The following is a 21902-nucleotide window of genomic DNA, read 5'->3' as shown; positions in this document are numbered from 1 at the left end:
CTTACGCTGACGTAAGGACTAAAATTGGATATAAATATCATGCTGCTGACCGTCACGTTCTACCGTCAGATTCAGCTCATTTTGTTCAGTAATGCTTTTAAATATTCCGGTCATTGCGGCGGGGTCATTTAAATCACTACCATTAATTTGCACCGCGATGTCGCCATTTTTCAGACCCACGCCATCAAACAAGCTGGCATTTTTGCCCGGACTCACTCGATAACCAATCACCTGCTGATCTTTTTTCACCGGCGACAAGCGCACATATTGGAAAATTGCTTGAGGGTTGGCGGCAATTTCGGCGCGCGCTTGACTGATTTGTTCATCAGACAGTGCTGGCGCACTGGATGCCGAATCATTACGCTGCGCGATTGAGGTTGGGGTTTTCGAATAATCGACCCCTTCCAACATTAACGTCTCATCACGGCCTTGGTTATCAATGATCACACGGTCAACAAACACCGCTTTCAGTGAGGCGCGTGTACCGTCAACCACTTCGCCAATACCATAAGTGGCTTGCTTGCCACGGTTGGCAATCACAGCCAAGCCTTTTTCTGCGGCACTGCTCGAGACGGCGCCGACCAACACCAAATTCAAACGCGTTTCTGGGGCTTCTTGAACCACGACCGGCTTTTTCACCACAGGGGCTTGGCGCTCTTGATACTGACCAAAGAGATTGGCGGCTTTCAAGGGGGCGATATTTAACCCATTGCTGGTTGAGGTTGAAGCGCTACTGGAGACCGCAGGCGGCTGCCACTGCGCGACAGTTGGCGTGTTATTGGGGTAAACTAACCAGACGACTTGGCCAAGGGTCCAGCCACTAAGCGCCACAAACGTAACGGCTGTCAGTGTGCTAACGCGGCGCTGGATTGGGACACTGTTGGCGCGCAAACGAGCCCAAACTGGGGACGTACTTAAACTGCGACCAAACTCCAATTGCTTCACTAATTCGCTTCCTTCAATATCGATATGTTGCGTCACATCGAGCGTTAACCGACCATAAAAAATAGTAGTGAACTATATCACAGCTTTATGGCACAGCTGTTTCTCTTCACCGTTTTTGCCAACTTCCTTGAAAAATTGGACTTCGATCACCATTGTATAGCCGTATCGCTATGACGCAGGTCAATGGCGCACCATAGCACGGAGTAGACATCGCACGGCAATGCCTTTTCGATTTCTGCTCGGTCAAGCATCATTAGAGAGGCATATTGGCAATGAGTTCCGTAAACGACGCTGTTCGACTCGATAAATGGCTTTGGGCTGCCCGTTTTTATAAAACGCGTTCAATTGCACGTAATATGGTCGACGGCGGTAAAGTTCACTATAATGGACAGCGCGTCAAGCCAAGTAAAACCGTCGAGCTCGGCGCGGTTATTGTGCTACGTCAAGGTAATGAAGAAAAAACCGTGGTGATTGAGCGGATCAGTGAGCAACGCCGCGGTGCACCCGAAGCGCAAACGCTCTATCGCGAAACCGACGACAGCATTACCAAGCGCGAAACCCAAGCTCTTGAGCGTAAAATGCACGCTCACAACCCAAGTCCCGATCGTCGCCCTGATAAAAAACAGCGTCGCGACATCATCAAATTTAAAAATCAGTAAGCTGACTGGCTAACGAGGATACTGCTACTATGGCAAACAACGTGTTACATCGCTACCTCTTTGAAGATCTCTCCGTTCGTGGCGAATTGGTTCAATTGGACGACGCGTATCAACAAATCATTGCCAACAAAGACTACCCAGCAGCGATTGAAACTCTGCTCGGTGAGTTGTTGGTGGCAACAACGCTACTCACTGCCACGCTCAAATTTGAAGGCTCTATCACGTTGCAGTTGCAAGGCGATGGTCCGGTATCACTGGCCGTGATTAATGGCGACCATGACCAGAAAGTGCGCGGCGTCGCTCGTTGGGAAGGTGATATTGCTGACGATGCAACTTTGCACCAAATGATGGGTAAAGGGTATTTGGTGATCACCATCATTCCAAAGAAAGGCGAACGTTACCAAGGTGTTGTCGGTCTTGATGGCGACAATCTCACTCAAGTGATTGAAGGCTACTTTGCCAATTCAGAGCAGCTTAAAACTCGCCTATGGTTGCGTGTTGGTGAACATGAAGGCGTGCGTCATGCGGCCGGTATGCTGATTCAAGTCGTGCCAGATGGCACTGGCGCGCCAGAAGATTTTGAGCACCTTGAGCAGTTGACCAACACCGTCAAAAATGAAGAGCTGTTTGGCTTGCCAGCGCAAGAGCTACTGTATCGCCTTTACAACCAAGATCAGGTGCGCGTGTTTGACCCGCAACCGGTAGAGTTTCATTGTGGTTGTTCACGCGAGCGCAGTGGCGCAGCCATTATTACCGTCTCACGTGATGAAATTGATGAAATTCTCGCAGAAGAAGGTGTGGTGTCGTTACATTGTGATTACTGCGGCACAACATATTCCTTCGATAAAGCGCAGGTAAACGCACTTTATGATGGTGAAACTCCGACTCAACCGACAGTTCATTAATTTTTTTTCCGCACTAAGTTGGTAGTTTTTTAATCAAAAAGTCGGCTCTAGGCCGACTTTTTGCGAACACCCCCGCAATCTCTTTGCTTCACTTCGTAATTTTACAACGCCTTAATTTTTATAAAATATTAATCCAACCCTTGTGGCATAAGGCTTTGTCTACACGTTAATATTACTAAGAAGATTCAGCTCGGCGAGACTTTTGACCTTAAAAACATTAAGGACAAATTTTGATGCGCATCCCTGTTTTATGCCAAACCCGTTGCTAGAGTTAATTACAGAACCTCTTAATAAATTATTACAAAATCCCTACAAAATCCTAATTAAGGAGCATCTATGACCGTGATGGAACAGACTAAAGCTCTCACTCTTGACCTAAGCCAATATGGGTTGCATGACGTGAAAGAAGTGGTACGCAATCCAAGTTATGAACTGCTTTTTGAAGAAGAAACCCGCCCAGATTTAGAGGGGTACGAACGCGGTATTGTGACCGAACTCGGCGCTGTTGCGGTCGATACCGGGATCTTTACCGGCCGCTCTCCTAAAGACAAATACATCGTGAAAGACGCCACCACTCAAGAACACATGTGGTGGACATCTGACGCGGTGAAAAATGACAATAAACCGATCAATCAGGCCGTGTGGAACGATCTCAAAGCACTCGTAACCCATCAATTGTCGGGCAAACGTCTGTTTGTGATTGATGGCTATTGTGGTGCCAACCCAGATACCCGCCTAGCGATTCGCGTGATCACCGAAGTCGCATGGCAAGCACACTTCGTCAAAAATATGTTCATTCGTCCAAGCGAAGACGAATTAGCGAACTTCACGCCAGACTTTGTGGTGATGAATGGCGCCAAGTGCACCAACCCGAACTGGCAAGAGCAGGGCCTCAACTCTGAGAACTTCACGGTATTTAACCTCACCGAAAAAATGCAATTAATTGGCGGTACTTGGTACGGCGGCGAAATGAAAAAAGGTATGTTCGCAATGATGAACTACTTCTTGCCGCTCAAAGATGTGGCCTCAATGCACTGCAGTGCCAACATGGGTGAAGCAGGCGACGTGGCAATTTTCTTCGGTTTATCAGGCACTGGCAAAACCACCCTATCGACCGATCCGAAACGCGCCTTAATTGGTGATGACGAACACGGCTGGGATGACGATGGCGTGTTCAACTTTGAAGGCGGCTGCTACGCTAAAACCATCAAGCTATCCAAAGAGGCCGAGCCTGACATCTACAACGCCATTCGTCGCGATGCATTGCTCGAAAACGTGACCGTGCGCCGCGATGGATCTATCGATTTTGACGACGGCTCAAAAACCGAAAACACTCGCGTTTCCTACCCAATCCATCACATCGATAACATTGTTAAACCAGTGTCTAAGGGTGGCCATGCCAATAAGGTGATCTTCTTATCCGCTGATGCCTTTGGCGTGTTACCGCCAGTGTCTAAGTTGACACCAGAGCAAACCAAATATCATTTCCTCTCTGGTTTTACCGCAAAATTAGCGGGTACTGAGCGCGGCATTACCGAGCCAACACCGACGTTTTCCGCTTGTTTTGGCGCAGCATTCTTAACGCTACACCCAACAAAATACGCAGAAGTATTAGTCAAACGGATGGAAGCGGCTGGCGCAGAAGCGTATTTGGTGAACACCGGATGGAACGGCAGTGGTAAACGGATCTCAATTCAAGATACCCGTGGCATCATTGACGCGATTTTGAACGGTTCAATTGAAAACGCAGAAACACGTCAAATTCCGATTTTCAACCTCAGCGTTCCAACCTCGCTTCCAGGCGTTGATCCTGAAATCCTTGACCCGCGTGATACCTATGTCGATCCGCTGCAATGGGAGAGCAAAGCACAAGATTTAGCGCAGCGCTTTATCAATAACTTTGCCAAGTACACCGACAATGATGAAGGTCGTTCATTGATTCAGGCAGGCCCCCAGCTGGATTAAATATGGTAATCCACTGAGACACTCGACATAACAAAAAGCCCCATTTTGGGGCTTTTACCTTGCTCCTGACCCGTTTTTACATCAAGCTATACCAAAGCCCCTGCGCCAAATTATGATGAAAAAACTGTTAGTTACATTCGCTTTACTCATCAGCCTCACTCTGCTTAGCGTCATTACCTTAGTCGCATTGCTACCGACAAAAGCTGGCACTCATATCGCCAATCACATCGTTAAACAATTGGATTGGTCACTCAGCGCAGAACAATACGATTACCACTTTCCCAACCAATTGACCTTGCATCAGGTCTCCTTTGCTGCGGCCGATGGATCATCAACGCCACTACAGGTAACGCAAGTCGATCTCTGGTTGGCTTCTTGGCCCTATCAAGATGGGCAATGGCAACTCGACTCCTTGCTGATAAAAGGCGCAACCGTGAGTGTTGATGCACAAACCATCGAGACTTCGCAAGGGGATAGCCCGCTGAACGCGGTTCAAACGTGGCGCGCCAAACTCGAGCACGTGGCAATCGCGCACCTCGCACTCAGCGAGATTAACATCATTACGCCGCAGCAGCAGATTGAGCAATTGAGTGTGCAAATTCGCAAGCCACAATGGCTCAATAGCACTCAATATCTCCCTTATGGCGACATTCAATTTTCGGCCAATCAAATCCGCTGGAACGATGAACGTATTTCACAGCCGCTGTTCGATTTCGCTTATCGCCCTCACGACAGCACGCTCTATGGCGCCTCTTTTACTTGGCGTGGCGCGCAATTTTCTGGGCAAGCGGAGCAATACCCTTCAGGGTGGTCACTGGTTAATGTCACGGTGGAAGGGTTGCAACTCACTCAAAGTCCCCCCGCGCCACTGACTCATCCGGCTTGGCAGTGGCTCTTGGCGCATGTCAGTCACATCAACAGCTTGGATATCCTTCGTAGCGACATCTCGTGGCAAGCGCAGAACTGGCGTAATCTAAATCTTTCGGTCGAAAATATCGCGCTGCCGCTGCGACTTTGGCAACAAAGCAACGCCAGCCTCTCCTTTACTGCCGATAGCCTGAGTGTTGACGAGCAAATGTGGGTAGAGCCGCGCGCGCACTTAACCTTAAACGAGGAGACGCTGACCCTGCATGACATGGCAGCAAACTGGCAACAAGGATTGATTAGCACGCAAGGTCTCATCACACCAACGCGCATTCACCTTGACGATCTGACGATAAGCAACGTGCAATGGACGCTAGACAAACACCAAAGCGCGCTTGAGCTGCCTGAGTTTCTTGCTCATTACTCAGACTGGCACTTTGATAACCTTGCGATCAAGCACAGCCAACTCATTCAGCTTGCGGATAAACCCTACTGGCAGGTAAGCGGATTAAATGTTACAGCGAGCGATCTCACTCTGAAACAAGCAGGAAAATGGGGCATGTGGCAAGGCCGAGCGGAGCTGAGTGCCGCGAACGCCAGTTTTGATCAATTGCTCACCCATCAGCCTCTTATCACAATGGAAAGTGAGCGCGGCTTGTGGCGCATTACTCGCGCCTTTGCGCCGCTTGAACTGGGTTATGTCGATATGACGGCCGAGTGGAATTTAGCCAAACTCAGTCGACCTTGGCAGCTTAATCTGAACGTGGAAGGTTTGCCTGTCGCCTCTTTATTGTCACTCCCATACCCTCTCTCGATTGAGAGTTTAAGCAGTGGCTCGGTCGATTTACAGGGCTTGGGCGGTGACTGGAACATGCTAAGCCACACATTAAGTGGCGAAATCACCGCGGAGTTATACCAGAGTAAAGCCAAACTGGTGAAGGCGCCTTGGCGCTCCGTTTCCATTAGCCCAATCAAGCTCAAAGCAGAGCGTGGGCGCATTACACTGCCGAAAGTCACGCTCGCCACAACGCCACCAGTGGCAGATGACGGTGAAAACATTGAGGCTTGGTGGCAAGGTGAGCTCGATTTAGCCGCGCCAGAGCAAAGTACATTACGCTACCAAATACAAGGAGTTGCAACGCCTGTCATCACCACCCAAGACGGCAAGAGCCTCCCGACTGCACCTGAGTGTTTTCAATGGCGTGGAATGGTATGGGATCCGCGCTCGCAAGTGGCACAACCGTGCGCGGCCACCCAAATGTCGTCACGTGTTCACTGAAACACTCTATACCCAACTATTGTTTGCCAAGCCAAGCTTGGTAATTAGGCAGTAACATATACGTGCCGTAAAAATCGATGGCAGGTTTATTGCCGCTGTAAATGGTCACATGAATTACAATTCGCGCTTTGCGCCCCACCGCTAAGCGGTCCAAATCACCACTGATGCCGTCCAGTGAGGTGGACGCGCGCGGATTTTGCGTCACCGGATGACGATAACGAATTCGACTGTCCGCCAACACGATATCCCCGGTTAACCCACGCTCTTTGAGCAGCAGCCAAGCCATTCCCCACCCTGTTAGTGTGGCAAGCGTAAACGCCGAGCCAGCAAACAGCGTATTATGCGGATTCAAATTGGGATTGAGTTGGGCGGTGCAATCAAATTGATACCCCGTATATTGACTGATTTTGATCCCAACTTTATCGCTGATCGGAATGTACTGCTCCCAACGCGCTTGCAGCTCTTGGCACCAGTCGGGTTTGCGCAGCACATTGGCTAATGGGTCAAGTGGTTTCACCATTTGCTGGTGGCGCACAGGGCCACGCTCATCGGTCAATTCACCACGACGCTCAAAGCCATTATGCTCGTAAAACGAAATCGCATCTTCGCGAGCATTACACACTAAGCGTTTCGCACCCTCTTGTTGCGCCAATGACTCCAAAGCCACCAACACCAATGAGCCCATTCCTTTGTTACGCCGCCCATTTTTGACCGCCATGTAACGAATTTGGCCTTCATGATCTGGGGTAATGTAGAGCCGACCAATGGCCATCGGCCGCCCACGGCCATCGACAATCATGCGATGATGGCTCACGCCATCGTATTCATCGCGTTCCGAGCCCATCGGCATGCGCCAAGGCTCGCGAAGCATCTGCCAGCGAAAATGAAAATACTTGTTTAGCTGATTGTCCGTACTGGGCGTAATAAGTTTAAACATGGTTTCCTTTCCACTGAGATTGAGTCCACGAAAATTAAAGTTGCTCTATCCAAACCACTTAAAGTTGCAACTTCAACTAGGACGGGTATAGAAGGGGAATATCCCCCTACACTTGCAGCCAGAAAGTCACTGGCCCATCATTGACCAAAGAGACCTTCATGTCGGCGGCAAAACGACCACGCTGAGTGGGCAACACCGCTTGGCACTGATCGGCAAAATAATCGTAAAGCCGCTCAGCGTCTTGCGGATGCGCGCCACGAGAAAACCCAGGACGCGTCCCTTTTTTGGTGTCAGCAGGCAGCGTAAATTGCGATACCACCAGTAGCTCTCCCGCTACTTGCTTAACATTGAGGTTCATTTTTTCCTCAGCATCACCAAATATGCGGTACGTCGTGACTCGCTCCATTAAGCGCTGCGCTTTTGCTTCATCGTCATCGCGTTCGACGCCCAGTAACACCAAAAGGCCATGGCCAATTTCGCCGACCACTTCACCATCGACACGAACAGCGGCCTCAGAAACGCGTTGAATTAGAGCGATCATTTGAAGAACTTCCTTGAGTTAACGTTGGATAAGACGAAGATTCTACCACGTCCGGTTCCGCCTTCCACAGACCTCGCTCACCAAGCGCTGCGGTCACTTCTGCGCCAACCAGCACAATAATCCAAGAAAGGTAGACCCAAATAAACAAAATCGGGATCGCAGCCAACGCGCCATAAATCAGCTGATACGATGGGAATGTCGTGATGTAGGCGGCAAATCCGCGCTTGGTTAATTCAAAGAGCAGCGCAGCTAACAAAGCGCCAACACACGCATGCCACATAGGCACCTTAGTGTTGGGCACCAAAAGATACAGGCCTAAAAAGGCAAAAAACGATAATAAAAACGGCAACCAGCGTAGTAAATATTGATAAGCGTGAGACAGAGTATCGTTATCTAATATTTTCAACGTCGTTAGATAAGAAGTGGCCGCAATACTGGTGCCAACCAAAATCGGACCAAGGGTTAAAACCATCCAGTACATTGAAAATGAGTAGATGATCTGCCGTTTATGCTTCACGCGCCAAATGTAGTTTAAGTTACTGTCGATGTTAGAAATAAGCATCAACGCGGCGATAAACAAAAAACCAATGCCCACCGCCGTCATTTGCCCGGTATTGGCGACAAACTGTTGTAGAGCCTTATCAACCGCATCGCCAGCGGCTGGCACAAAATTGGTAATGATAAAATCTTGCAACACGCTGCCAGCGCCTGCAAATTCCGGAAATGTCGACAGCACGGAAAACAACACGGTCAAGCTAGGAACCAGCGACAGCAACGTAATATAGGCAAGGTAGCCGGCATTCACATTCACGCGATCGTGCAAGATACGCCGCAGCAAATAACGAGCGTATAACCAGAATGCGGTGATAAAGGTCAAACTGACCGCGACGGCGCGGCGATAAAGTGAGTCCATTGCAGGGGCTTTACCTTTGTAATTAACGAAAACACTTGGGTCTTGTGCCCAAACATAAGCATGCCCTAATTATGCACTTTGACGCTATGTGTTTTTGTTACCAATATGATAAAAGCCGCATTGCTGCGAAAATGATACAAAGCGACGTAATAGCTTCACGGCGAATACGGACGTGTACACGCCGATGTCGCGATCAATGAGACGTACAATAAATCTTGACAGATCAAATTATGAACCCTAAATTACAGACCAACCGGTCGGTTTGTATTTTAATAATTCACCCATCACGCTTCTGCAGGTAAACGCTCGCAGAATAACTCACCAACGCGGGGATATTTCCAATTCGCAAGCAAACCGACCGGTCAGTATTTTAAGAGAGTCAAAAATGAATACACCTTATCAAATTCAATACGAGGCCTTTGCTAACGCTGGTGGCCTTTACGATGAACGCCATGCCAAACTCTACGCTGAGTTTGCTGACGACCTCATTGCCGATGGCAGCTATTCCATCGTTTATGAAGGCGTCGCGCACGCGTGTTATACCCCAATAACTATAGATAAAGCACCTCACCTAAAATGTTATGTGTTGGCGCCACTCGCTGTATTGCCGCAATACCAAGGCAAAGGGTTCGCGACTCGTTTAATGGAAAAAGCAGAGAGTGAACTCGACGCAGACGTCATCTTCGTGATGGGAGAGCCCTTCCATTACGGCAATCGCTATAACACTCCACATCAAGTTAGGCCGCCAGTTAAAACATTGGCACCACTAGAGTGTTGGTTTGCGAAAGCGCTAACGCCTGGCGCGCTTGATGGCGTAGGAGAATCAACATCAACGGTGCAAGGCCCCTACGCTTCGCCCTTGATGTGGGGTCACCCGAGTGAGCAGGTTTAATACCCATACAGCAATAAATTTTCATATAAAAAAACGGAGTCAACATGGACTCCGTTTTTCTACGTTCGACTCAAACACACTAGATGTCTGAATGATGATGCTAATCAGACGATGAAGCTAGCACCTTCGTCCGCGCCGCTAACCGATTGACGCATCACACTAAACAGGCCGCGACCCCAAGTTTGTTGTGTCGCTTCGGTATCAATCACTAACGGGCTGCGATCCGCCGTATCCGCCAAATTGTTCAGCGTACCATTTTGGCAATCGAGACGAATGATGTCGCCATCGCGCACCAAACCAATGTCACCCCCACGCAGAGCTTCTGGTGACACGTGAATTGCTGATGGGATCTTGCCTGAGGCACCCGACAAACGACCGTCAGTCACCAAGGCGACTTTAAAGCCTGCTTTTTGAATGTTGCCCAAAATTGGCATCAATTTGTGCAGCTCAGGCATGCCGTTTGCCGCAGGACCGTTATGGGTCACCACCACGATGCAATCTTTGTTCAGCTCACCACGCTTATATGCCGCTTCCACTTCGTGTTGGCATTGGAATACCACCGCTGGTGCTTCGATAAAGCGTTGATCTTCTTTTACGGCAGAGACTTTCACCACAGCGCTGCCAAGGTTACCTTTGAGTACGCGTGTCCCGCCGGTGACTTGGAACATTTCGCCGCTGGCGGCAATCACTTCCGCATTCAATGTACCGGTGCACGCTTGCCATGCCAGTTTGCCATCGGCAAGTGTCGGTAACGACATCATGTCTGCAAATTCGCCAAATACGGGCTTCACGTCACGGTGCAGCAAATCTTGCTCATTCAAACGATGCAACAAAGCTGGAACGCCGCCTGCTGCTTGGAACGCGTTCATATCTGCAGGACCGTTCGGGTACACTTTTGCCAGCAATGGCACCACTTCAGACAAGTCGCTCACGTCTTGCCACGTCAATTGCAAACCGGCTGCGCGCGCGACTGCCAACATGTGGATCGAATGGTTAGTACTGCCGCCAGAGGCAAGTAACGCAATGATACCGTTGACCAAGCTCTTCGCCGTCACCACTTCAGACAGTGGACGGAAGTTTGCAGAACCTGCTGTCATACCGGCAATACGCAGCGCAGCGTGATCGGTCAGAGCATGACGCAGTTCGGTGTTTGGATGAATAAATGCCGAGCCAGGTAGCATCAAGCCCATCGCCTCAAAGACGACTTGGTTGGTGTTCGCCGTACCATAGAAGGTGCAGGTGCCTGGCGAGTGGTAAGCACGGCACTCCATATCCAGCAGAGCGTCTTTACCAATTTCACCCGCAGCGTACTTCTGGCGAATATCGACTTTTTCTTCGTTGCTAATGCCTGTTGGCATCAACCCTGCTGGTACAAATGCGGTTGGCAAATGCGCGTAAGCCAGCGCGCCCATGATTTGTCCTGGTGCAATCTTGTCACAAATCCCCAAAAGCAGCGTCGCATCGTACACATTGTGGCTTAGCGACAGTGCGGTCGATTGCGCAATCAAATCACGTGAGAACAGCGACATGTCCATGCCCGCTTGGCCTTGCGTCACGCCATCACACATGGCAGGAACACAGCCAGCCACTTGAGCGGTGTGGCCCAATGTCGCTAGGGTGTTTTTAATTTGCGCTGGGTATTCTTGGTATGGATGGTGCGCGCTGAGCATGTCGTTGTAAGAGCTGATCAGCGCCACGTTGGCACGGGTAAAATCAAGAATGTGTTTCTTTTCAGTGGCACATGACGCTGCCACCGCGTGGGCCAAGTTACCACATGACAAGGTACCACGTGCTTTACCAATTGCCGCTTGCTCTGCGGTGCGCGCTTCAAATTGCGCGCGAGTGGCGGCCGAGCGCGCTTCTAAGCGCTCAGTTACCGCTAAAATGACTGGATGAGTCATGCTGTTGCCTCGTCTTGTGCTTGGATCAGTTGTGCTGCGTTCGCCACCACTTCATCAATGGTCGCATCGATATCAACAAAGAGAGTACGTGGCTCACCTTCTGGACGCTCAAGGGTATCGAACTGGCTGTTGACCATGTTCTCTTTCATGAAGTGGCCTTGACGGGCGCGCATGCGCTCCATGATCAGCTCTTTGCTGCCATCAAGGAATAAGAAGCTAACGTTTTCATTACCTTCACGAATCTGATCGCGATAGATTTTTTTGAGTGCAGAACAAACGATGATGCCGTGTTCGCTTTTGCTTTCTAGGCTGTATGCCGCATCACGGATACGCTCTAGCCATGGCGTGCGGTCGTCATCATTAAGAGGTTGACCTGAAGCCATTTTTTGAATGTTGGCTCGTGGATGAAGATTGTCACCATCGATAAACTTTCGACCCAGTTTTTCAGCAAGCATTTCACCAATGGTGGTTTTACCGCTTGCACATACGCCCATCACAATGACTGAACTACCTGCCATAACCTATATCTCCAAACTAAACTTGCGCGTGATCTCATTTTTCGAATCAATATTCAAAAACTGGGTGTATCTTATTAATGTTATCGGTAACATGTTACCCGTAACTACGATAAATGTGAACTAACACACAAACTAATTATTAGGGTGAACATATGGAACATCTGACACAGGCAGCCGACCCTACGTTTCTGCTGACCATTGCTGTTCTTTCAATCGTGGCACTTTTGGTGCTTATCATTAAACTGAAAATTCATGCGTTCGCGTCGCTGACCATCGTAAGTTTGGGTACTGCAATCGCAACGGGCGTGACCTCCGATCAAGTGGTTCCAACCATGATGGGTGGCTTCGGTGGCACGCTAGCGTCTGTTGCCCTTCTAGTAGGCCTTGGCGCGATGATTGGTAAGATCCTTGAGATCACCGGCGGTGCAAAAGTATTGGCAGACACGCTGATCGGCCGCTTTGGCGCCGAACGTGCACCATTTGCTCTTGGTGTGGCATCGCTCCTGTTTGGTTTCCCAATCTTCTTCGATGCTGGCCTTGTTGTGATGATGCCAATCATCTTTAGCGTGGCAAAACGCTTTGGTGGTTCGCCAATCAAATACGCACTACCTTCTGCGGGTGCGTTTGCTGTGATGCACGGTTTTGTACCACCACACCCTGGCCCAGTTGCGGCAGCGGAATTCTTTGGTACTAATATCGGTTTGCTACTCTTTGTCGGTATCGCAATTGCAATTCCAACTTGGTACATCGGTGCTTACCTGTTTGGTCTGTACGCTGGTAAGAAATTTGATATTCCACTACCAAAAGCGTTTGCTGATGCGGAACTGATTGACGAAAGCAAACTGCCAAAATTTGGCACGGTAATGGCGCTATTGGTGATGCCAGTATTCCTTATCTGTTTCGATACAGTATTGAATACACTAGCGGTAGCGGGCGTTATCGACGGTAAAACGCCACTGGTTGAATTCCTACGTATGCTAGGTAAAACGCCAGTTGCTCTGCTTATCACTTTGCTGGCATGTTTGGCGGTATTTGCCAAAGATTACGGCATGGCAAAACTTGAAAAACTTTGTGGCGACTCGCTTGCTCCTATCTGTGGCGTGATCCTCGTTACAGGTGCGGGCGGCATGTTCGGTGGCGTACTGCGTGCGTCTGGTATTGGTGATGCACTGGCGAGCGTTTTAAGCGACACTGGTATGCCAGTGATTGTTGCTGCGTTCGTTATCGCAACCTGTCTACGTGTTGCTCAAGGTTCTGCGACAGTTGCACTGACGACAGCTGCGGCGCTGATTGCCCCAATGGTAGCTGCAACACCAGGCCTAAGCCAATTTGACCTCTGCTTTATCGTGATTGCGATTGCAGGTGGTGCAACTGTACTGTCTCACTTTAACGATTCAGGTTTCTGGCTGGTTTCTCGTCTACTTGATATGGATGAGAAAACAACCCTAAAAACTTGGACTGTTATGGAAACCTTACTAGGTGGTATTGCCTTTATCATTGCGGCACTGCTAAGTATCGTTCTGTAATCTATACAAGCTATCGAAATCACTCCCGAGTTCATCTCGGGAGTTTCCGTTTAAAAAAAGAGGTCCTATGAAAACCATCGAACAACGACTCCGCGAGATTCGCATCGTTCCTGTTATCGCTATCAATGACGTCGCTCACGCGTTGCCATTGGCAAAAGTGTTGGTTGAAAACGGCCTACCGTGTGCAGAAGTGACCTTCCGCACTGAAGCGGCGGTTGAGTCAATTCGCATCATGCGTGAAGCGTACCCTGAGCTTTTGATTGGTGCTGGTACTGTATTGAACTCAGCGCAAGTGGATCAAGCGATTGACGCTGGCGTGGACTTCATCGTCAGCCCAGGTTTAAACCCAACGACAGTCAAATACTGTCAGCAACGTGGCGTGACTATCGTACCTGGCGTAAACAACCCAAGTCTGGTTGAACAGGCGATGGAAATGGGCCTTCGTACTCTGAAATTCTTTCCTGCAGAGCCATCGGGCGGTATCGCGATGCTTAAAGCATTGTCGGCCGTTTACCCAGTCAACTTTATGCCAACGGGCGGTATCAGCCCTGAGACAGCAGGTGACTACCTAGCGCTGAAATCTGTGGTGGCTTGCGGTGGCACTTGGATGGTTCCGACAGATCTTATGGATAAAGGTGAATGGGACGCACTGGCGGATTTAGTTCGCGCGGTTAACGCCTAATTGACTTAAAAAATCATGCGCTGCGCACAATGCTGTGAGCAGACTGATACAGTGAAAGTTTTGGGAAGCTTTCTCAATCTCCCGATTTCGGGAATGGCCACCTTGTGTGGCCTTTTTTTATACAATCAATTCGACTTCAAGCCACACACCTCGCTACACTGCGCTCGCTCTTCTATACCGAACGAGTTCACATAATAGCGAGGAGTTTTTATGCCCCCGAAACCGTCATTGGCTCGAACTATCACCTATCAAACCATCAATGAGCCGCCCAGTGGTGACACGATTCAGGCCATACTCAAGTCATTTTTTACCCTGACTCAGCTCTCTGGTGAGCAGCTTTGCCGTCTATCAGAACAACATAAAGGTCCCAACATTAATGCCGAAACTCTACGCGGTTGGCGCTACCGCGCGGTGATGCCTCAACTCAGTGGGCGAGTGGCAATGCAATCGATGTTTGAGCTTATCTGCGCCTCGCCAGATTTGGCGCACGCTTGGACTGAGCGATTCAACCACGCACCAGCCAAAAAACACGCGCCAGCAAAAAAACAAGCATCGAAAAAAATCTCAACGCCCGCTCTTTCACATCACCAAAATGCGTTACTGGCGGCCAACCCCCTTTTCACTCAACCCGTCACGCCAAAATCCAAACCATTTAAACCGATTTCAGAGCGCCCTCTTTCCCATCGTCGCCTCATCGCGTCATCACGTCGACCACTCAACTCTCCACTGCCATTCCCTATGTCGACCACGGAACCTATTTCAAAACTTAACAAGAACACTCCGCCACCATCACTGATACGATCACTTAAGAGTAGCCAAATAAAGTCAGCCGCCGTTCGACAACGCTCGCCTTATCGCGCGGTCCCCACAAGAGCCTCTCCCAGCCAAAATGTCGAAGTCCGTTGCTCACTCGCTTGGTCACTGCGACATTGGCGCCTTCGCCAATATTTGAGTCTATTTGGTTTGATTTCGCTGCTGTTGCAATTACTGATATTGATCAGTCTTAGCGGAAAAACCGTCGAGTTGCACATCACTCTACCAGCGACGCCTGCATCATCGCCTTCCACTTCGGCTCCGACAGAGCCGAGTCCTACCGCCCCGACAACACCCCCGCCACAACTGCTTTAATTCAATACCGCGCTTTGCGCGGTATACTGCAGACATTTAGTTATACAATCACCTGCTCCTGCTCACGTTGAAAAAGTGGTTGCCACTGCTGCTGACACTCACACGTTGGGATGGCGGTAACGTCAAGATACCCTTCACGACGACTGCGCTCAATCGCCCCCAAAACAGAACCATTACACTTGGCACAATTGCTCGGGCCAGCCACCGGCGGCGGTGTATCATCAAACCCACCAATGGTCAGAGGCCAACCTTCCTTATCCGCTAATTTCTTAATTTCCGTTATGGTCCAAAGCCAAGGTGGGCGAAAGCCGCCTGAATGATAGAGCGTCGCCAGCGGTGTGTTTTCAGGCACAAAAGCGCAAGAGAGCGCCATGTGTGCCACACCCAAATCATGCAGATAACGCAATGTCGCCACCACATCTTGATACGCTTGGTATTCCGTTAGCTGCGGCGCTTTTAAAAACACATAAACGGAGACTTGCACCCCCAACTCATGCATCAGGGCGACTTTTTGTTCAAACACTCGCTTGTCGATCCCTTTTTTCAACATAGTGTTGCGCACCGTATCATTGGCGCTTTCAAAGCCAACCCCCACCAAGAGATCTTTGTCGCCGAGCAGTGACTTGGCTTCGACAAGCTTGGCCTTGGAAATAAAGTTGGGATACCCCTCAACAAACAGCTGCTTTATCGTGGGGTGCGTTGCCGCATATTGGTAGACCGAACGCTGAAAATCTCCTGGTAACTCAGAGTTGGGAAAAAAGCTGCCACCGTTAAAAATCGCTAACCGTTCAACACCGTGATTGTTCGCGGTTAACGTCTCTAACATGGTGTGATAAATCTCACTGGGCAACTTCCAGCTCGAGAAGTCGTGCTCAAACCCCTCGCCCTTTATCACACTGCGAATGAATCCGGGAAATGCACAAAATGTGCATGCATCGCCTTTTTGCGCACGATAATACGCACAGCCCCCTCCGGGTAACAAAAGCGTTTGCTGAATCAAAGCACTTTGATACTCAGGTGCGTATTTTACCGCCATCTCTCTATCACACGGATAGCCTGCTACTAATTGAGTCATTGAATGTTCCTTTTGATGAAATCATTCAAATTATCAATATGAAAATTAAGCATTTCTGTGTTTGCTGCGCTCAACCTGTGTTGACAATTATGTCAGCGCACAAGTCACACACAGCGGCGCACAAATCGGCACACAGCACTCAACGCGGCTCACCCTTATCGTGGTGTCATCGAAACGATAACGACATTAAGGAGTAAACATGATCGTTCGTGAAATGACACTCGATGATTATGCCGCTGTGGAGGCGCTAGAGCAGCGAGTTTGGGGAGAAGAGGCGGCCACGGTAGAAATGATTGGCTCACGACATAACATCTTTCCTCAAGGCAGTGTGGTGGCCGTTGATGAAGAAGGAAACATCGTCGGCTACGCGGCGGTGCAGCGAGTCAACTGTGTTGGCGCAGAAAGCTGGGATGCGATCACCGATTATGGATCGATTCGTCAATCGCATCGCGATAATGGTCACATTCTTTACGGCATTGGCATGTCTGGTGAGAAATTCGGCGTTGCGGAATCTGTGATCGCCTATTTTCATAAGCGCTTCATCGAAAGCGGAATTTGTTATATGTTAATGCTTGGCAGTCGCGTACCGGGTTACAAAAAATGGTATGAGCGTCACGCAGGTTCAATTCGTGACTATATCGACCGCCGTTCTTCTGATGGATATTCCATTGACGGCGAGCTCAAACTGTACCAAAAACACGGCTTTGAGATCATCTTGGCAATAAAGGACTATTTCCCGTGTGATAAAAGCCTCAACTATGGCGCTCTGATCGCACTCAAATAGTTGCGTGAGAAGCCAGCAGCGCATCTGCTGGCTTTGGGTGGCGCATGCAAGCACATAAAGATTTAAAAGAAAAACTCTACAAAACCATCAATAATGTTGAGCATTGGCGCGACGTCTTAGGTGAAATGGTCAAATTGACGGGGGCAAAAAAAGCCTTTTTGATGCTGCGAAATCGTCAATCGTCTGATTTTTACATTCCGAAAGATCTGCTCGAAACCTTAGCCAGTCCGGTGATTTATGGCCTCAGCGAACAAGAAGTCGATGATTACGTTAATCGGTATCAATCCTTAGATCCTTGGACCAAAATCGAAGCGCAAATTCCCCCTATCACGCCATATGCGTTGTCACAATACATCAGTGCTGAGGCGCTTCGTGCCAGCGGGTTTTGGTCTTGGCTCGAGCCTCAAGGCGTCAATGATACCGTGGTCTTCGCCGTGCATCACGCCAGCGATCATTGGGTTAGTGTCAATCTGCTGTATGACAATACTCAGCCCGGGCTTAAGCAAAAAATACTTGCCCTCATTACCGAGTATCTGCCACTGATGAATGAAGTATGGGAGGCTGGGCAGCGTATGCGCCAAGTCACCACCTACCCTGCCAGTATTCAATTTTTCCTTGAACAACTGTCTGATTCGGCTTTTTTAGTCGATCGTTATGCCAAGGTGATAAACAGCAATCGCCACGCCAAAACTTTAGCGAAAAATAGCGAGCTTGGGTTGCAACTGCACCAAGGTTATTTGCATCACAAAGAGCGACGCATCAGCGAAACCCTGAAAAAATTGATTAGCAACATAGGCTCTGAGGATTACCATCCTGACGCGCCGCCAAAACTTCAGGTCCGTCTGCTTGGGCATAACGTCACCGTGACGTTACTCAATCGCAGTGAGGATTTGATTGGCTATGATACGGCGCTGCGTTTGGTGACGATTGAGATGCACAACGCTCGAGGACGTCATGGCCTCGCGCCACCATGGCAGCATGACTCTCTCACCAAACGTGAAGCTGAACTGGTTGAAGTGCTGGCCTCAGGCGGAAAAATTATTGATTTTATTCATCAGTATGGTTTGGCCAAAAGCACCGCTCACGCCCATTGGGGCAATGTGAAGAAAAAACTGTGCGTTAGCGACCGTTCAGAAATCTACGCCGCTTACCAAATGTATCTGCGTCAAAAAGATGAAACCTTGTAATGTTGACCCACGAAGTACATCGTGGGTCAGTGAGATTGAGTATTGAGATTGGGTATTAAGTTCAAGACGTTCAAACATTTCTCGTCTTCACCTTATGCGCCGCCGCCGCTTTTAACCACACTGGAATAAGTAATCGAACCAAAGCGGCGCCCATGGCACTTTTGACACACGATGTTTGGCACACACAGACAGCTCACCTCTTATCCACATGCGGTCATTTAGTCACATGCGATCATTTTGGCGAGCCGTCCCACACAAAGGCAATACTCGCCTTTGCCTTTGGCGAACTGCACGATGTCAATCTGAGTCTTGCCGACCGTGTGTGCCAATTGCCTGACTCATTGCCCTGCTACGCACAAAGTGAAATTGCTTACCATCTTGAGCAGCCGCTGTTGCACGCGATTCATAGCAGTGACTACCAGACAACCACAGATGTGGCACGCAGAGCAAGGGAGCTGGGCTGCCCTAAAAATATCACCCTGGTCGCACAAGCATGGCACGCACCGCGCTGCATTCACACTTGCAATCAAATGGGCTTTGAAGTGGCAGCGCTTCGCGTGGTAAACGCGTTTTCCTCGCACGATCCACAGTTTTGGGTGCGCAGCGCTCACGATTGGTGTTTAAAAGAGCGCTGGCGCCAACTGCCGTGGGTCGACCTTTCTGCCGTGACCACCACCTCACTCAATGCACAATTAACGCATTATCGTCACATAACGTCACGCTGCTCGGGTCAAAAATGGTTTGGATTGCCGGTTAAGTGACCGCTAGACCCACTGACCGGCAACAAAGCCGCTCGACCAGCACCACTGGAAGTTATACCCCCCAAGCCAGCCTGTCACATCCACCACTTCACCAATGAAGTAGAGCCCTGCCACTGAAGCACACTCCATGGTTTTGGACGATAACGCACGCGTATCAACGCCACCCAGCGTGACCTCTGCGGTGCGATAACCTTCTGTGCCATTGGGGGCAATAGACCAATGTTGAACAAAATGAGCCAGCCCCTGTAATACCTTATTATCAAGCTGCTTGATTGGCTTATCTTCCAGCGATTGTTGGTGTAATAACACCTCCACCAGCCGTTTGGGGAGCACTTTTGCCAAGGTGTTTTTAATCGAGACATTGGGGTTTTGCGCTCGTTGCTCGCCTAAAAAGGCCATAACATCGAGATCAGGGGTGAGATTCACCGAAACGCTTTGCCCTGCGCGCCAATAGGATGAAATTTGTAATACCGCTGGCCCCGATAATCCGCGGTGAGTAAACAACAGCGCCTCTTTAAAACGCGTTTTATTTTCTGCGGTGATTTCGACTGGCAGCGCAGTGCCCGATAACTCGGCCAATGCCGTCTTATCGTGGGTGTGCAACGTAAACGGCACCAATCCAGCGCACGTGGGTATGATTGATAAACCAAATTGCTCAGCAATGCGATAACCCAGCGGCGTAGCGCCTAATTTAGGCATCGACAAGCCGCCAGTCGCCACCACCAGTGACGCGCATTCCACTTCACCGGTTGATAACGTGAGATGAAAACCGTGTTCGGTTTTTGCCACCGCCAGCACCTCGGTTTGGTAACGCTGAGTCACTGAGGGTAAATCGCATTCGGCCAGTAACATATTGACGATTTGTTTGGCTGAATCGAGGCAAAATAGCTGCCCATGATCGCGCTCTTCAAACTCAATGCCGTATTGGTAAATCATCGAGATGAAATCCCAATTGGTGTATTGCGCCAATGCCGATTTAACAAAATGTGGATTCTGGCTTAAGTAATTTTTGGCAGACACATCGTAGTTGGTGAAGTTGCAGCGGCCACCACCTGAGATCAAAATCTTACGGCCCGGCTTTTTGCCATGATCGAGCAGCAACACTCGACGACCGCGCTTGCCCGCTTGCGCTGCGCACATTAGTCCTGCGGCGCCTGCGCCAATGATCACCACATCAAACTGCTTATTCATCTCTACAACCTGTGTTTACTGCCCGTCTCTCGTGCCGCCATGCGCCGTTAATCGGAATCATGCCAATAAAAAAAAGGATGTGCTACACACATCCTTTTCAACTCATCTGAGCCTCATGGCCGCTAGTTTACCGAGGTTATCTCAAAACACCAAGCGTCCAAGCACGATTCTACTTTGGTTCGATGTCACAGCATAAAGGCGGCAAACAAGGTGACGACAACCAACGCAGTGGAGAGTATGAACAACTCTCGCACGCGATCGCATTTGCCCGTGAACACAGGATCGTGATGATGGTGATACTCTTTTCCCTTAATGTAATGGTAGAGACGGACCTGCTTGGCCATATTGCCATGGGTGGTAAAAAACCCGTTGCCATCAACTTGCTGGTATAACAAGGGATGCGCCTCTCGCATGATGTGGATCAGTGAGCGCAATGCGGTGAGGTATCGCGCCATGTTCACCACGGTTACCACCATAAGTGTGAATAAAATGGTATCACCATTGATCATCTCTTCCTCCCTACACCTTCGAGGATGCGTAAGAGCAAGAGACGGCAGCCTCTTTACTTGTTGCCTGTTACTGCGCGCACTTAGGCAACCGTCGCATCCATCACTGAAGATGAACCTTTCTTCGCTAACTCTGCCAGATCTTTGTCAATGAAGAACAGCGCCTTGCCTTCTTCACCGACCAATTCCAGCTTATCTAAAATTCCCTTGAACAGCTTTTCCTCTTCGTGCTGCTCGGCCACGTACCACTGTAAGAAATTAAAGGTCGAATAGTCCTGACTCGTAAATGCCGCATGAGCGAGTTTATTGATTTTCTCAGTAATCATACGCTCGTGTTCATAGGTTTCACGAAACACCTCTCCAAGTGAGGCGTAGTGATGGCGAGGCGCAGCGATTGCGCCCAAAATGGGTAACGCGCCAGTTTCACTGACATAGGTGAATAAGCGCTGCATGTGTTCCATTTCTTCGACGGCATGGGCGCGCAAAAACTGAGCCGCGCCTTCAAAGCCTCGATCTTCACACCACGCGCTCATTTGTAAGTATAGGTTGGATGAAAAAAACTCGAGATTAATTTGCTCGTTGAGTTGACTCACCATATCACTGGATAACATACCGACTCCTTGTGGTTATATTTCAACCACTTTGCCACTATCCCCGCGCAACTGCAAGAACCAAGAACGCCAATGTGAAACGGTTTGATTTATTATTGAAATTTGGCTCCAGACCTCAGTTATTGCTGGGGT

The 21902-nt window shown here is 49.5% G+C and carries 21 protein-coding genes; 11 read left to right on the top strand and 10 right to left on the bottom strand.

Translation table 11 applies throughout. From position 1 onward, the window contains the following. Positions 1 to 18: 18 nt before the first annotated feature. On the bottom strand, positions 19 to 945 hold the full coding sequence (gene gspC / locus HGP28_RS16475) for a type II secretion system protein GspC (RefSeq protein WP_168837563.1): 927 nt from the start codon (positions 943 to 945) through the stop codon (positions 19 to 21). 272 nt (positions 946 to 1217) lie between these two features. Between gspC and hslR the strand changes: the two genes are divergently transcribed. From hslR to HGP28_RS16455, 4 genes are all read left to right on the top strand, one after another. After that, positions 1218 to 1604 (top strand): ribosome-associated heat shock protein Hsp15, encoded by a 387-nt coding sequence (gene hslR, locus HGP28_RS16470; RefSeq protein ID WP_168837562.1) that lies wholly within the window; start codon positions 1218 to 1220, stop codon positions 1602 to 1604. Positions 1605 to 1633: 29 nt separating this feature from the next. Continuing rightward, positions 1634 to 2509, top strand: a complete 876-nt coding sequence (gene hslO / locus HGP28_RS16465) for an Hsp33 family molecular chaperone HslO (RefSeq protein WP_168837561.1) — start codon at positions 1634 to 1636, stop codon at positions 2507 to 2509. A gap of 336 nt (positions 2510 to 2845) precedes the next feature. Beyond that, the gene (gene pckA, locus HGP28_RS16460; RefSeq protein ID WP_168837560.1) at positions 2846 to 4474 is read left to right on the top strand and encodes a phosphoenolpyruvate carboxykinase (ATP); all 1629 of its coding nucleotides are present in this window, start codon (positions 2846 to 2848) and stop codon (positions 4472 to 4474) included. 112 nt (positions 4475 to 4586) lie between these two features. Further along, a complete protein-coding gene (locus HGP28_RS16455) occupies positions 4587 to 6617 on the top strand; it encodes an AsmA family protein (protein ID WP_168837559.1) in 2031 nt (676 codons plus the stop codon). A 16-nt stretch (positions 6618 to 6633) separates the two neighbouring features. On the opposite strand, the gene HGP28_RS16450 is transcribed toward HGP28_RS16455, so the two are convergent. The 3 genes from HGP28_RS16450 to HGP28_RS16440 all read right to left on the bottom strand — a co-directional run bounded on the left by HGP28_RS16450 (position 6634) and on the right by HGP28_RS16440 (position 9008). After that, positions 6634 to 7554, bottom strand: a complete 921-nt coding sequence (locus HGP28_RS16450; protein ID WP_168837558.1) for a bifunctional GNAT family N-acetyltransferase/hotdog fold thioesterase — start codon at positions 7552 to 7554, stop codon at positions 6634 to 6636. Positions 7555 to 7660: 106 nt separating this feature from the next. Continuing rightward, complete coding sequence (gene dtd, locus HGP28_RS16445) at positions 7661 to 8095, bottom strand: D-aminoacyl-tRNA deacylase (RefSeq protein ID WP_168837557.1); 435 nt, start codon at positions 8093 to 8095, stop codon at positions 7661 to 7663. After that, the gene (locus HGP28_RS16440; RefSeq protein WP_168837556.1) at positions 8067 to 9008 is read right to left on the bottom strand and encodes a virulence factor BrkB family protein; all 942 of its coding nucleotides are present in this window, start codon (positions 9006 to 9008) and stop codon (positions 8067 to 8069) included. Before HGP28_RS16440 ends, dtd begins: the two co-directional genes overlap by 29 nt. Positions 9009 to 9393: 385 nt before the next feature. Here HGP28_RS16440 and HGP28_RS16435 point away from each other — a divergent pair, with 385 nt between their 5' ends. Beyond that, complete coding sequence (locus tag HGP28_RS16435; protein ID WP_168837555.1) at positions 9394 to 9900, top strand: GNAT family N-acetyltransferase; 507 nt, start codon at positions 9394 to 9396, stop codon at positions 9898 to 9900. Between the two features lie 104 nt (positions 9901 to 10004). On the opposite strand, the gene edd is transcribed toward HGP28_RS16435, so the two are convergent. Next, positions 10005 to 11801: a phosphogluconate dehydratase gene (edd, locus tag HGP28_RS16430; RefSeq protein ID WP_168837554.1), complete on the bottom strand. Its 1797-nt coding sequence runs from the start codon at positions 11799 to 11801 to the stop codon at positions 10005 to 10007. Continuing rightward, on the bottom strand, positions 11798 to 12319 hold the full coding sequence (locus HGP28_RS16425; RefSeq protein ID WP_168837553.1) for a gluconokinase: 522 nt from the start codon (positions 12317 to 12319) through the stop codon (positions 11798 to 11800). The genes edd and HGP28_RS16425 overlap by 4 nt, the downstream gene beginning before the upstream one ends. Before the next feature lie 152 nt (positions 12320 to 12471). On the opposite strand from HGP28_RS16425, the gene HGP28_RS16420 reads away from it, so the two are divergent. The 3 genes from HGP28_RS16420 (at position 12472) to HGP28_RS16410 (ending at position 15655) form a co-directional block, all read left to right on the top strand. Beyond that, entirely contained in the window at positions 12472 to 13845 is a 1374-nt protein-coding gene (locus HGP28_RS16420) for a GntP family permease (protein WP_168837552.1), read from the top strand. A 67-nt stretch (positions 13846 to 13912) separates the two neighbouring features. After that, a complete protein-coding gene (locus tag HGP28_RS16415; RefSeq protein ID WP_168837551.1) occupies positions 13913 to 14527 on the top strand; it encodes a bifunctional 4-hydroxy-2-oxoglutarate aldolase/2-dehydro-3-deoxy-phosphogluconate aldolase in 615 nt (204 codons plus the stop codon). Between the two features lie 210 nt (positions 14528 to 14737). After that, on the top strand, positions 14738 to 15655 hold the full coding sequence (locus HGP28_RS16410; RefSeq protein ID WP_168837550.1) for a hypothetical protein: 918 nt from the start codon (positions 14738 to 14740) through the stop codon (positions 15653 to 15655). Between the two features lie 40 nt (positions 15656 to 15695). Here the strand turns inward: HGP28_RS16410 and HGP28_RS16405 are convergent, their stop codons facing one another. Next, positions 15696 to 16730 carry a hypothetical protein gene (locus HGP28_RS16405; protein ID WP_168837549.1) on the bottom strand — a complete coding sequence of 345 codons (1035 nt, stop codon included), beginning with the start codon at positions 16728 to 16730 and terminating at the stop codon, positions 15696 to 15698. A gap of 199 nt (positions 16731 to 16929) precedes the next feature. On the opposite strand from HGP28_RS16405, the gene HGP28_RS16400 reads away from it, so the two are divergent. From HGP28_RS16400 to HGP28_RS16390, 3 genes are all read left to right on the top strand, one after another. Then, entirely contained in the window at positions 16930 to 17514 is a 585-nt protein-coding gene (locus HGP28_RS16400) for a hypothetical protein (protein WP_168837548.1), read from the top strand. Positions 17515 to 17558: 44 nt separating this feature from the next. Further along, on the top strand, positions 17559 to 18701 hold the full coding sequence (locus HGP28_RS16395) for a LuxR C-terminal-related transcriptional regulator (RefSeq protein WP_168837547.1): 1143 nt from the start codon (positions 17559 to 17561) through the stop codon (positions 18699 to 18701). Between the two features lie 152 nt (positions 18702 to 18853). After that, a complete protein-coding gene (locus HGP28_RS16390) occupies positions 18854 to 19462 on the top strand; it encodes a YdcF family protein (protein ID WP_168837546.1) in 609 nt (202 codons plus the stop codon). A 3-nt stretch (positions 19463 to 19465) separates the two neighbouring features. Here HGP28_RS16390 and HGP28_RS16385 read toward each other — a convergent pair whose 3' ends face one another. The 3 genes from HGP28_RS16385 to ftnA all read right to left on the bottom strand — a co-directional run bounded on the left by HGP28_RS16385 (position 19466) and on the right by ftnA (position 21770). Beyond that, positions 19466 to 20653, bottom strand: coding sequence for a BaiN/RdsA family NAD(P)/FAD-dependent oxidoreductase (locus tag HGP28_RS16385; RefSeq protein ID WP_168837545.1), 1188 nt, complete (start codon positions 20651 to 20653; stop codon positions 19466 to 19468). Between the two features lie 185 nt (positions 20654 to 20838). Continuing rightward, entirely contained in the window at positions 20839 to 21162 is a 324-nt protein-coding gene (gene uspB / locus HGP28_RS16380; RefSeq protein WP_168837544.1) for a universal stress protein UspB, read from the bottom strand. An 80-nt stretch (positions 21163 to 21242) separates the two neighbouring features. Next, positions 21243 to 21770: a non-heme ferritin gene (ftnA, locus tag HGP28_RS16375; protein ID WP_168837543.1), complete on the bottom strand. Its 528-nt coding sequence runs from the start codon at positions 21768 to 21770 to the stop codon at positions 21243 to 21245. Positions 21771 to 21902 lie beyond the last annotated feature (132 nt).

It is taken from the genome of Vibrio agarilyticus (assembly GCF_012641465.1).
Classification (GTDB): domain Bacteria; phylum Pseudomonadota; class Gammaproteobacteria; order Enterobacterales; family Vibrionaceae; genus Vibrio; species Vibrio agarilyticus.
The sequence above is the reverse complement of the archived record's forward strand: the minus strand, read 5'-3'. Positions and strand labels throughout refer to the sequence as shown.